The 12,076-nt window shown below is 59.7% G+C and carries 14 protein-coding genes; 12 read left to right on the top strand and 2 right to left on the bottom strand.

What is annotated here, in order from left to right; genetic code table 11:
* Nucleotides 1-7: 7 nt before the first annotated feature.
* On the bottom strand, nt 8-1,156 hold the full coding sequence (prpC, locus tag DFR38_RS08800) for a bifunctional 2-methylcitrate synthase/citrate synthase (RefSeq protein WP_059287001.1): 1,149 nt from the start codon (nt 1,154-1,156) through the stop codon (nt 8-10).
* A 138-nt stretch (nt 1,157-1,294) separates the two neighbouring features.
* Nucleotides 1,295-2,176: a methylisocitrate lyase gene (gene prpB / locus DFR38_RS08795; protein ID WP_059287002.1), complete on the bottom strand. Its 882-nt coding sequence runs from the start codon at nt 2,174-2,176 to the stop codon at nt 1,295-1,297.
* Nucleotides 2,177-2,417: 241 nt separating this feature from the next.
* On the opposite strand from prpB, the gene rpoE reads away from it, so the two are divergent.
* The 12 genes from rpoE (at nt 2,418) to recO (ending at nt 12,065) form a co-directional block, all read left to right on the top strand.
* Nucleotides 2,418-3,017, top strand: a complete 600-nt coding sequence (rpoE, locus tag DFR38_RS08790) for an RNA polymerase sigma factor RpoE (protein WP_059287003.1) — start codon at nt 2,418-2,420, stop codon at nt 3,015-3,017.
* A 3-nt stretch (nt 3,018-3,020) separates the two neighbouring features.
* Nucleotides 3,021-3,494 (top strand): sigma-E factor negative regulatory protein, encoded by a 474-nt coding sequence (locus tag DFR38_RS08785; RefSeq protein WP_110313289.1) that lies wholly within the window; start codon nt 3,021-3,023, stop codon nt 3,492-3,494.
* Nucleotides 3,494-4,450: a MucB/RseB C-terminal domain-containing protein gene (locus DFR38_RS08780; protein ID WP_059287004.1), complete on the top strand. Its 957-nt coding sequence runs from the start codon at nt 3,494-3,496 to the stop codon at nt 4,448-4,450. Before DFR38_RS08785 ends, DFR38_RS08780 begins: the two co-directional genes overlap by 1 nt.
* A 95-nt stretch (nt 4,451-4,545) precedes the next feature.
* On the top strand, nt 4,546-5,961 hold the full coding sequence (locus DFR38_RS08775) for a DegQ family serine endoprotease (RefSeq protein WP_059287005.1): 1,416 nt from the start codon (nt 4,546-4,548) through the stop codon (nt 5,959-5,961).
* Nucleotides 5,958-6,197 (top strand): glutaredoxin family protein, encoded by a 240-nt coding sequence (locus tag DFR38_RS08770; protein ID WP_059285029.1) that lies wholly within the window; start codon nt 5,958-5,960, stop codon nt 6,195-6,197. Before DFR38_RS08775 ends, DFR38_RS08770 begins: the two co-directional genes overlap by 4 nt.
* 65 nt (nt 6,198-6,262) lie before the next feature.
* The gene (lepA, locus tag DFR38_RS08765; RefSeq protein ID WP_059285028.1) at nt 6,263-8,056 is read left to right on the top strand and encodes a translation elongation factor 4; all 1,794 of its coding nucleotides are present in this window, start codon (nt 6,263-6,265) and stop codon (nt 8,054-8,056) included.
* Nucleotides 8,057-9,019 carry a signal peptidase I gene (gene lepB, locus DFR38_RS08760; RefSeq protein WP_059285027.1) on the top strand — a complete coding sequence of 321 codons (963 nt, stop codon included), beginning with the start codon at nt 8,057-8,059 and terminating at the stop codon, nt 9,017-9,019. It abuts the gene before it with no gap.
* A gap of 26 nt (nt 9,020-9,045) precedes the next feature.
* On the top strand, nt 9,046-9,402 hold the full coding sequence (locus tag DFR38_RS08755; RefSeq protein ID WP_059285026.1) for a DUF4845 domain-containing protein: 357 nt from the start codon (nt 9,046-9,048) through the stop codon (nt 9,400-9,402).
* Between the two features lie 5 nt (nt 9,403-9,407).
* A complete protein-coding gene (gene rnc, locus DFR38_RS08750; RefSeq protein ID WP_059285025.1) occupies nt 9,408-10,118 on the top strand; it encodes a ribonuclease III in 711 nt (236 codons plus the stop codon).
* Nucleotides 10,115-11,005 carry a GTPase Era gene (era, locus tag DFR38_RS08745; protein WP_059285024.1) on the top strand — a complete coding sequence of 297 codons (891 nt, stop codon included), beginning with the start codon at nt 10,115-10,117 and terminating at the stop codon, nt 11,003-11,005. The genes rnc and era overlap by 4 nt, the downstream gene beginning before the upstream one ends.
* On the top strand, nt 11,005-11,340 hold the full coding sequence (locus DFR38_RS08740) for an antibiotic biosynthesis monooxygenase family protein (protein ID WP_059285023.1): 336 nt from the start codon (nt 11,005-11,007) through the stop codon (nt 11,338-11,340). The genes era and DFR38_RS08740 overlap by 1 nt, the downstream gene beginning before the upstream one ends.
* Nucleotides 11,337-12,065, top strand: a complete 729-nt coding sequence (gene recO / locus DFR38_RS08735) for a DNA repair protein RecO (protein WP_059285022.1) — start codon at nt 11,337-11,339, stop codon at nt 12,063-12,065. The genes DFR38_RS08740 and recO overlap by 4 nt, the downstream gene beginning before the upstream one ends.
* Nucleotides 12,066-12,076: the final 11 nt, after the last annotated feature.

Below are 12,076 nucleotides of genomic sequence, written 5' to 3'. Positions count from 1 at the left end.
CTGACCATCAGCGTTGTGCCAGCGGCACGAAGGCCTGATCGTCCGGGCCGGTGTAGTTGGCCGACGGGCGGATGATCTTGCCGTCAATGCGTTGCTCAATCACGTGTGCGCTCCAGCCGCTGGTGCGGGCAATCACGAACAGCGGGGTGAACATGGCAGTGGGCACGCCCATCATGTGGTAGGACACGGCGGAGAACCAGTCCAGGTTGGGGAACATCTTCTTGATGTCCCACATTACGCTTTCCAGGCGCTCGGCAATGTCGAACATCTTGCTGTCGCCAGCGGCGGCGGACAGGTTGCGCGCCACTTCCTTGATCACCTTGTTGCGCGGGTCGGAGATGGTGTACACCGGGTGGCCAAAGCCGATCACCACTTCCTTGCGTTCCACGCGGGCCTTGATGTCAGCTTCGGCTTCATCCGGATTGTCGTAACGCTTCTGGATTTCAAACGCCACTTCATTGGCACCGCCGTGCTTGGGGCCGCGCAGCGCGCCAATGGCACCGGTAATGCTGGAGTACATGTCCGAACCGGTACCGGCAATCACGCGGCTGGTAAAGGTGGATGCGTTGAATTCGTGCTCGGCGTACAGGATCAGCGAGGTATGCATCGCCTTCACCCACAGCTCGGACGGTTTTTCGCCGTGCAGCAGGTGCAGGAAATGACCGCCGATGGAGTCGTCGTCGGTTTCCACGTCGATGCGCTTGCCGTTGTGGCTGAAGTGGTACCAGTACAGCAGCATGGAGCCGAAGGAAGCCATCAGGCGGTCGGCGATGTCACGCGCACCGGCGATATTGTGGTCGTCCTTTTCCGGCAGGGTGCAGCCCAGGGCGGACACGCCGCTGCGCATCACGTCCATCGGGTGGGCGGAGGCGGGCAGGGCTTCCAGCACGCTCTTCACCACTTGCGGCAGGCCGCGCAGGGCTTTCAGCTTTTGCTTGTAGCCAGCCAGTTCGGCCTTGTTCGGCAGCTTGCCGTGCACCAGCAGATAGGCGACTTCTTCAAATTCGCACTGATCGGCGATATCCAGAATGTCATAGCCGCGATAGCTCAGGTCGTTGCCGGTACGGCCAACCGTGCACAGGGCGGTATTGCCGGCGGCAACGCCGGACAGGGCGACCGATTTCTTCGGCTTGCCAGTCAGAACCACTTCAGTCATGCCATTTCTCCTTGGACAATTTCTCTGCTGTTACTGTTGTGCGCTTGGCTGGGCAGCACATGGCCGCCCGGCCTGATTGGTTTTGCTGCCAGTCTTGCTGGTGACGGACAGTTATTTGTTTTTGCCTTCGGCGGACAGTTACTTGTTTTTGCCTTCGGCAAATAGCCCATCCAGCTTTTGCTCGTAGCTGTGGTAGCCCAGGTGTTCGTACAGATCCATGCGGGTTTGCATCAGGTCCAGCACATTTTTCTGAGTGCCGTCGCGACGCAGCGCGCCGTATACATTCAGCGCGGCCTGGCTCATGGCGCGGAAGGCGGACAGCGGGTAGAGCACCAGCGATACGCCGTTTTCGCCCAGTTCCTGGGTGGTGTAGAGCGGGGTGGAGCCAAATTCGGTGATGTTGGCCAGTACCGGTACGCCAACGGCCTCGGCAAATTGCTTGTACATGGCCAGGTCGGTCATGGCTTCCGGGAAAATCATGTCGGCACCGGCTTCCACGCAGGCCACAGCGCGTTCGATGGCGGCATCCAGTCCTTCCACCGCCAGCGCATCGGTACGGGCCATGATGACGAAACTGTCATCCTTGCGTGCGTCGGTAGCGGCCTTGACGCGATCTACCATTTCTTCCTGGCTGACAATCGCCTTGTTGGGGCGATGGCCACAGCGTTTTTGCTGTACCTGGTCTTCAATATGCACTGCGGCGGCACCGGCTTTTTCCAGGCTGCGGATGGCGCGGGCGATATTGAAAGCGCCACCCCAGCCGGTATCGATATCCACCAGCAGCGGCAGTTCGGTCACATCGGTAATGCGGCGCACATCAATCAGCACGTCTTCCAGCGTAGTGATGCCCAGGTCCGGAATGCCGCAGGAGCAGGCAGCCACACCGCCGCCTGACAGATACAGGGATTTGAAACCGGAGTGTTCGGCCAGACGTGCGGCATAGGCGTTGACAGCGCCTACGACTTGCAGCGGTTTTTCCTGTTCTACAGCGAGGCGAAAGCGTTGACCGGGTGTGCTCATGGCGGGGTCCTTAATGGATGCGGGTGACATTGCAGAGCATTCTAGCAAGTGCTTGGTTGGAGTGCAAATGCTCTATCATCATCGGCGCTGACGAAGGTGGTTCATGTTTTGCACAGGCTCTGGTATGTTTCGCAGCAGCAAGCTCGGGGGAACTCATTGCACGAGCCACGGTCTAGTGTTGTGTCCACACAGACGCCCATACAACTAAACCAGTGGACAATTCAGGGAGCATTACAACGACATGAGTGATCGTGATATCGATCAACAGTTGGTGGAGCGTGCCCAGCGAGGTGAAAAAAGAGCTTTCGACCTGCTTGTTGCAAAATATCAGCGTCGTCTGGCTAGGCTTTTGTCACGCTTCATTCGCGACGGCTCGGACATCGAAGATGTGACGCAAGAGGCATTTATCAAAGCGTATCGCGCTTTGCCGTCATTTCGCGGCGAGAGCGCGTTTTACACATGGCTGTACCGAATCGGCATCAATACTGCCAAGAATTTCCTCAGTTCAGCCGGGCGCCGCCCGGTAGTGAACAGCGAGTTTGAAGACGAAGATGGCGAGAGCTTCGACCTGGCGTCGCAAGTGCCCGACATGAACACGCCTGAAACCGAGCTGATGAACAAGGAAATCGTGACGACGGTCAACGCCGCCGTGCAAGCCTTGCCGGAGGAACTCAGAACGGCCATTTCACTGCGTGAAATGGACGGACTATCCTACGAAGAGATTGCTCAGGTGATGAACTGTCCGATCGGCACCGTGCGCTCGCGGATTTTCCGTGCACGCGAGGCGATTGCTGCCGAATTGCGGCCACTGCTGGATACGGCCAAAAACAGAAGGTGGTAGCTTATGAAAGAAAAATTATCCGCGCTGATGGACGGCGAGCTGGACGGGCAGCACGCACAGAGGGCCATCAATGCCATCGCTGATGAAGAGGAACTGAAGCAGGTCTGGGACGCCTATCACCTGATTGGTGACGCCATGCGCGCAAACAGCCATGTTGCGGTGAATGTGCGGCAGCAAGTGGCCGAGCGTCTGGCTAAGGAGCCGACTGTACTGGCACCACGCCGCTGGTTTGCCCCGGTGCGCACGCGCCGGGCCGGCGCAGTGGCGCTGGCGGCCAGCGTCAGCTTTGCCGCGGTGGTGGGTTGGCAGCAGCTGTCCCATGGTAATGCCGCTTCGGTGATGGCAGATCGCGGCGTGCCGGTTGCCGCCTTGCAGCCGGCGCAGCAGCATGACGACCTGTATCTGGCTGCACATCAGGAGATGACGGCCGATCAGAGCGTGTACAAGGTTTCTTACGGCAATGGAGTTCGCCACTGATGCGTCTGACACAGCTGTCCGGGGTCTGTTTGATGGGTGTGGCGGTGCTTGCCCATGCGGATGATGACTGGCTGGTGGTAAAGAAGGTGGCTGCCGCCGCAAGGCAGCAGCCACTGAGCGGTACCTACCTGCATCAGATGAACAGTTCGCTGGAAACCTTTCGCATCGTGCGCAGCGGTTCCGGCGACAACATCCAGGAAAAGCGCAGCTCGCTGGATGGTCCATCACGTGAAATCATCCGCAAGGGGCTGGAGCTGAGCTGTTACGCACCGGATGCCAAGTCGCTGTCTGCTGCCAAAGTCAGTGCCATGCGCCTGTTTCCGGCCTTGCTGCCCGATGATATCGGCAATATCGCCCAGTCGTATTCGGTAAAGCGCTCCGGCAAGGACCGGGTGGCGCAGCGCGATTGCAACTGGCTGGAGCTCAAGCCGAAAGACAGCAAGCGCTACATGCTGCGCATGTGTGTGGAGCCGGCCAGCTTCCTGCCGCTGAAGGTGATTACCCAGAATGCGGCCGGCGAGGTGGTGGAGCAGTTCACCTTTACCGAAATCGAATTGCAGGGGCCGAAAGACAAGGGCGCGTTCCGGCCGCAATACAAGCAGAACTATGTATTGCGCAGCGCCAGTGCGCCGGCCATGACGCTCGATGCCGATGCGCCGTCGGAAGTAAGCGGCATGCCCAGCGGCTTCAAGCTGCTGCGGGCGGTGCAGCGCACGCTGCCTGGTCAGGCCGAGCGCACCGTGCGGCATATGGTGTTCAGCGACGGGCTGGTGATGCTGTCGCTGTTTATCGAACCGCAGACTGAAGGCCGCCCGGAGCGTGCCGTCAATCTGCACGGTGCCGTCAATATGGCGACTGCCGAGCAGGGCGATTATCTGGTCACGCTGGTGGGGGATCTGCCCGAACCCACCATGCTGGCGATGATCCGCAATCTCAAGATCGCACTCAGGCCATGATGGTGCCAGGCCTGCCTTGCCGTGCGGCGGCGAGGCGGGCCGTTTTGATTTCCTTTCCTGTTGTTCTGTGCAAACCACATCAAGATGGAGCGACCATGTCGATCAAAAAGCTGATCGTTGCTGCCATGCTGGCGGCATCTGCCTTCACTGTTGAACCTGTTGTCGTGCTTGCTGCCGATTTGCCCGATTTTGCCCGCATTGTCGAAACCGAGGGCAAGGCGGTGGTCAATGTCAGTACCACATCGACCATCAAGCAGAATGTCAGCAGCTTGCCGGAAGGCATGGAGGGTGATCCCTTTTTCGAATTCTTCCGCCGCTTTGCGCCCCAGCAGCAACAGGAGCGGCAGGAGCGCTCGCTCGGTTCGGGATTCATCATTTCGGCCGATGGCTACCTGCTGACCAATGCCCATGTGGTGGCGCGCGCGGATGAAATTACCGTCACCCTGACCGACAAGCGCGAATTCAAGGCCAAGGTGATTGGCTCGGATGCCCGTACCGATGTGGCCCTGCTCAAGATCGAGGCCAAAGACCTGCCGGTGGCGCGGCTGGGCAATATGGCTGATGTGCGCGTGGGCGAGTGGGTGCTGGCCATTGGCTCGCCCTTCGGTTTCGAGAATACCGTGACTTCCGGCATCGTGTCGGCCAAGAACCGCCTGTTGCCGGATGAGAATTTCGTCCCCTTCCTGCAGACCGATGCTGCGGTCAACCCCGGCAACTCCGGTGGACCGCTGTTCAATATGAAGGGCGAGGTGATCGGCATCAATTCGCAGATCTACAGCCGCTCTGGCGGCTTCATGGGCATTTCCTTCTCCATTCCCATCGACGTGGCAATGAATGTGGCCGATCAGCTGAAAGCCACCGGCAAGGTCAGCCGTGGCCGCATCGGCGTGGCCATTCAGGAATTGAACAAGGATCTGGCGGCCTCTTTCGGCCTGAGCAAGCCGGTGGGGGCGCTGGTGAATGAAGTGGAGAAAAAGAGTCCGGCAGACAAGGCCGGATTGCGCGCCGGTGATATCATCCTGTCGGTGGCTGGCCAGGCCGTGGCATCGTCTTCCGATCTGCCGCGGCTGATTGGTGCCATCCGTCCGGGGCAGTCGGTGGCGCTGGAAGTGTGGCGCAATCGCGCCACCCTCAAGCTGAATGTGGTGCCGGAAGAGCTGAAGAGCGAAGACGCGCGTACTGCCCAGCGCGAATACCGTGCTCCGCAAGCCACGCCTGATGCGCAGAACATGAAGCAACTGGGGCTGGCGCTGGCCGAATTGTCGCCGCAGCAACTGGCCAAGGCCGGCATCAAGTATGGCCTGCAGGTGCGGCGTGCCAGCGGGCTGGCCGCTCGTGCCGGGCTGCAGGTCGGCGATGTGATCGTGGGTCTGGGTGGTGAAGCCATCAGCAGCTTCAGCCAGTTCAAGGCCGCGGTGACCTCCACGCCCAAGGGTGGCACCCTGGCCTTGCAAGTGCTGCGCCAGGGCATGACCCTGTTTATTCCATTGACCATTGGTGGGGAAGAATGAAGCTGACCTTGTATTTCCGTGAGTACTGCAGCCTGTGTCACCAGATGCTGGCGGAGCTGCAGCCATGGCAGGCCAGGCATGGTTTTGCGCTGGAGGTGGTGGACGTGGATGCCGACCCTATCCTGGAGGCCAGATTCAATGAACTGGTGCCGGTATTGATGGATGGCGAGCAGCAGATTTGTCACTGGCACCTGGATATTCCTGCTTTGGCTGCACATTTGGGCGAAATCGGCTAAAATCCGCGCCAGTGTGAGTTGTTCGAGGGCACGCCAGCGTGCCCTTATCTTTTTGCTGGATACCGATGAAACATATCAGAAATTTCTCGATCATTGCCCATATCGACCATGGCAAATCGACCCTGGCCGACCGCTTCATCCAGTTTTGCGGTGGCCTCGAACTGCGCGAAATGAGTGCCCAGGTGCTCGACTCGATGGATATCGAGAAAGAGCGCGGCATTACCATCAAGGCGCAAACGGCCGCCCTGCAATACAAGGCGCGTGATGGTCAGGTGTACAACCTGAACCTGATCGACACCCCGGGACACGTCGACTTCTCCTACGAAGTGTCCCGCTCGCTGTCCGCCTGCGAAGGCGCATTGCTGGTGGTGGATGCCTCGCAAGGCGTGGAAGCGCAAACCGTGGCCAACTGCTACACCGCCATCGACCTGGGGGTGGAAGTGGTGCCGGTGCTCAACAAGATCGACCTGCCGGCTGCCGAGCCGGAGCGCGTCTGCCAGGAAATCGAGGACATCATCGGCATCGAAGCCATTGATGCGGTGCGTGCCTCGGCCAAGTCCGGCATTGGCATCCAGGACATCCTCGAAGTGGTGGTCAGCAAGATTCCGCCGCCGGAAGGAAATCCGGATGGCCCGCTCAAGGCGCTGATCATCGACTCCTGGTTCGACAACTATGTCGGCGTGGTGATGCTGGTGCGCGTCAAGGACGGCCAGATCCGTCCCAAGGACAAGATCAAGTTCATGGCCACCGGTGCCGAGCACCTGGTGGAGCAAGTGGGCGTGTTCTCGCCCAAGTCGGTGCAGCGCGATGTGCTGAACGCCGGTGAGGTAGGCTTCATCATCGCCGGTATCAAGGAACTGAAATCGGCCAAGGTGGGTGACACCATCACCCTGATGAAAACACCGGCCACCGAAGCCCTGCCGGGCTTCAAGGAAGTGCAGTCACAGGTGTTCGCCGGTCTGTACCCGGTGGAAAGCCACGACTACGAAGCCCTGCGCGATGCGCTGGAAAAACTGCAGCTGAACGATGCCTCGCTCAAGTACGAACCCGAGGTGTCGCAGGCATTGGGCTTTGGTTTCCGTTGCGGCTTCCTGGGCCTGCTGCACCTGGAAATCGTGCAGGAACGGCTGGAGCGCGAATTCGACATGGACCTGATCACCACGGCACCGACCGTGGTGTACGAGCTGGTGTTGAAAGACGGCAGCGTGATCCATGTCGACAACCCGTCGCGCCTGCCGGACCCGGGCAAGGTGGAAGAAATCCGCGAACCCATCATCACCGCCCATATCCTGGTGCCGCAAGACTATGTCGGCGCAGTGATCACCCTGTGTACCCTGAAGCGCGGCGTGCAGCGCAATATGCAGTATCTGGGCCGGCAGGTCATGCTCACTTACGACATGCCGATGAATGAAGTGGTGATGGACTTCTTTGACCGCCTCAAGTCCACCAGCCGCGGCTATGCCTCGCTGGATTATGAGTTCAAGGAATTCCAGTGCGCCGACCTGGTGAAGCTGGATGTGCTGGTCAACAGCGAGAAGGTGGATGCGCTCAGCCTGATCGTGCACCGTGCTTCCAGCGTGTACCGCGGCCGCGAACTGGTATCGAAAATGCGCGAACTGATCCCGCGCCAGATGTTTGATATCGCTGTGCAGGCGGCCATTGGCGGGCATATCATTGCCCGTGAAACCGTCAAGGCCCTGCGCAAGAACGTACTGGCCAAGTGCTACGGCGGCGACATCACCCGTAAGAAAAAGCTGCTGGAAAAACAAAAAGCCGGCAAGAAGCGCATGAAGCAGGTGGGTAATGTGGAAATCCCGCAAGAGGCTTTCCTGGCCATTCTTCAAGTAGGGGAAAAATAAGTGGGCGAAAACCTGTTCTGGGTGTTTACCGTGGCCGTCATCGTTGGTGGCATGCTGGTGGCTTTTGGCGGACAGCGCGAGGCCGGTGCCAAGGACTGGCCGGTTTCGGTGCAGTGGGGCTATCTGGCCCTGGTCATCGGTGGTTTCGGCCTGTTGTCCAATTACATGAGCTTCACCGCGGTGATGCTGGTGTTCGTGCTGATTACCGGCGTGGTATGGGGCCTGGACAAATGGGTGCTGGCGCGGAAACGTGCTGGAGAGCCCGGACACTTTGTCGAATATTCGCGTGGTTTCTTCCCGGTCATCCTGGTGGTGTTCCTGCTGCGCTCCTTTTTGGTGGAGCCCTTCCAGATTCCCAGCAGCTCGATGCGCCCGGGCCTGGTGGTGGGTGACTTCATCCTGGTCAACAAGTTTGCCTATGGCATCCGCGTGCCGGTGCTGAATAATGTGCTGGTGCCGGTGGGCAAGGTCAGCCGTGGCGATGTGGTGGTGTTCAACTATCCGCCCAACCCGAAGGTGAATTACATCAAGCGGGTGATCGGTGTGGCTGGTGATGTGGTGGAATACCGCAACAAGCGCCTGACCATCAATGGCAAGCCGGTGCCGGATGAAAAAGACGGCACTTACGAGTATCTTGAGCAGGGCATGGCCATGATTCACAATGACCAGTTCAAGGAAGTGATGGATGGCAAGTCCTACCAGGTGCTGAATATTCCTGACGCACCGGTGGTGGCGCTGGGGCAGGTGGCGGATTTCCCCTATCGCGACCAGTGCCAGTATGACGACAACGGCTTTGTGTGCAAGGTACCGGCCGGCCATTACTTCATGCTGGGCGACAACCGCGACAACAGCCTGGATGGCCGTTACTGGGGCTTTGTGGAAGATCGTCTGATGGTAGGCAAGGCCTTCCTGATCTGGATGAACTTCAGTTCGCTGTCGCGTATCGGCAAGACCATTCATTGACACCGTTTTCCGGCAGGGGGAGTTTCATGCAGCGTCAGCGAGGTTTGTCAGTCATTTCGGTGTTGTTCATCATGCTCATTCTCGGCGCCGGCTTCCTGCTGGCCGGCAAGGTGCTGCCGGTGTACAACGAGTATGCCGAGGTACGCAAGGCGGTCACCGCCATGTCCGGGGAAACCGGCAAGGGCGAAACCGAGCTGCGCCGGGAATTCATGAACCACGCCATGGTCGGCGACATTTCGTCGATCAAGCCGGAAAACCTCACCATCATCACCACCGCCAACACCGTGTTCGTGCGCGCAGCCTATCGCCGCGAAGTTCCGCTGTTTGCCAATGTCAGCCTGGCTTTCGATTTCGACACCCAGGCCGGACAGACACCCCAGTAACTACAGTGAACCAAGTTGAAACCCGATTCCGGCGCCTGTCACAGGCGCTGGATTATGCATTCCAGAAGCCCGATCTGCTGCGCCAGGCGCTGACACATCGCAGCTATGCCGCCTCCAATAACGAGCGATTCGAATTCATTGGCGACAGCATTCTCAATTACACCGTGGCGCGCATGCTGTTCGACCAGTTTCCGCGCCTGAGTGAAGGCGAGCTGTCACGCCTGCGCGCCAATCTGGTCAACCAGAACACCCTGGCCGAGATCGCCCATGAGCTCAAGCTGGGTGAATACCTGTATCTGGGTGAGGGCGAGCTGAAAAGCGGCGGCTTCAACCGCCCGTCGATTCTGGCCGATGCGCTGGAAGCCACCTTTGCCGCCGTCAGTTTCGATGCGGATTTCCAGCGCGCCGAGCAGGTGGTCCGCCGCCTGTACGCCGGCCGCGTGGCTGCCATCGACCCCACCAAGCATGCCAAGGATGCCAAAACCCGCTTGCAGGAAGCCCTGCAGGCGCGCAAATGGCCCTTGCCCAAATACCGCATCCAGACCCAGAGCGGCGAAGCCCACGAACAATGGTTCAAGGTGGTGTGCGATCTGGGCGAGCTGATGATCGAATCCAGCGGTGAGGGCGGTAGCCGCCGCGCCGCCGAACAGCAGGCCGCCGAAGCCGCACTGCTGCTTCTTGAACAAAAACTGGCCACAGGCAAGAAACATCCATGACCGAACACGCATATCACTGTGGCTTTGTTGCCATCGTCGGCCGTCCCAATGTGGGCAAATCCACGCTGATGAACCATCTCATCGGCCAGAAAGTCAGCATTACCTCGAAAAAGGCGCAAACCACGCGCCATCGCGTCAACGGCATTCATACCGAAGACAAGGCCCAGTTCATTTTTGTCGATACGCCGGGCTTTCAGACCTTTCACAAGGGCGCACTCAACGAGACGCTGAACAAGAGCGTGAAAGACTCGCTGGGCAGTGTCGACTGCGTGCTGTTCATTCTGGAAGCCATGCGCTGCAGCGCAGCCGACCGCGAAGTGATGGCACTGTTGCCCAAGCACACCCCGGTCATCCTGGTGGTCAACAAGCTGGACAAGGTCAAGGACAAGTTCCTGCTGCAGGAATTCATCGATGGCGTGCGCGCCGAATTCCAGTTTGCCGACTGCGAAGTGGTCAGTGCCAAGCACGGCCAGCGCCTGTCCGAGCTGCTGGACAAGGTGCGGCCGCATCTGCCGGAATCCATGCCGCTGTATCCGGATGACATGGTGACCGACAAGAGCGAGCGCTTCCTGTCCGCCGAAATCGTGCGCGAAAAGCTGTTCCGCTATCTGGGCGAAGAGCTGCCGTATGAAATGAATGTGGAAGTGGAAATGTTCGAAATGGATGGCGCGCTGCGCCGCATCCATATCGCCATTCTGGTGGACAAGGAAAACCAGAAACCCATCGTGATTGGCAAGGGTGGCGAAAAGCTCAAGAAAATCTCCACCGAAGCCCGCCTCGACATGGAAAAACTGTTCGATGGCAAGGTCTTCCTGCAAGTATGGGTCAAGGTCAAATCCGGCTGGGCGGACGATGTGCGCTTCCTGCGGGAATTCGGCCTGAACTGATGCCGCTCAAGCTGCCTGCACCGCCTTACTGGGCGGTGATCTTTTCCTCGCAACGTAGCGCTGCCGACCAGGGCTATGCCGCCATGGCCGAGCGCATGTTGCGGCTGGCCGAAGTCCAGCCCGGTTATCTGGGGGCGGAAAGTGCGCGCGACAGTGCCGGCTTTGGCATTACCGTTTCCTACTGGGACAGCGTGGAAGCCATTGCCGCCTGGCGCCAGCATGCCGAGCATCTGGTCGCGCAAAAGCTGGGACGCGAAGTGTGGTATCGCGATTTCTCGCTCAAAGTGGCGCGGGTTGAGCGTGCCCATGCCAGCGGACAGGACCGGGACGCATGAGCCAGCCGGGCAGGGTAGACCGCCAGCCCGGCTACCTGCTGCACACCCAGCCTTACCGTGAAACCAGCCTGCTGGTAGAGGTACTTACGCCCCAGCATGGCCGTTTCACCTTGGTGGCGCGCGGCGCCCGCCGGCCACGGGCGGATGTGCGCGGCGTACTGCTGCCGTTCCAGCCACTGACCCTGTCCTGGTTTGGCAAGGGTGAAGTGCGCACCCTGCACACGGCAGAATGGAATGGCGGCGTGCCGCAGCTATCCGGCCTCCGCCTGGTGTGTGGTTTTTATCTCAATGAGCTGATGCTCAAGCTGACGGCACGCGATGATGCCGAGCCACGCGCCTTCACCATTTATGACCAGGCGGTGCGGGCGCTGGCGCAGGCCCATTCCCTGTCCGGCGTGCTGCGCCGTTACGAATTGCGGCTGTTGCAAGCCTTGGGTTATGCCGGCAGCTTCGCCTGTGATGTGCATGGCGAACTGATCGACCCGGCGGCCGACTACCTGTGCCGGTGCGGTGCCCTGCCGGAACGGGCGAGCGGCGAGCCGGCTGGGCCCTCGCTGTGCTTGCCCGGTGCCGCATTGCTGGCCATCGAGGCGGATGACTATGCCGCCGCCAGCACCCGCCGTGCCGCGCGCAGCCTGCTGCGCTTGCTGCTTACCGATTTGCTGGGCGAGGAGCCATTGGCCTCGCGTGAACTCTTGCAGGCCATCAACGCCATTGCCGACTGAGGCCTGCGCAA

Origin of the sequence: Aquitalea magnusonii, assembly GCF_003202035.1 — a bacterium.
GTDB lineage: Bacteria > Pseudomonadota > Gammaproteobacteria > Burkholderiales > Chromobacteriaceae > Aquitalea > Aquitalea magnusonii.
Note: the sequence above shows the minus strand (reverse complement) of the source record. Positions and strands in the feature narration are given on the sequence as shown.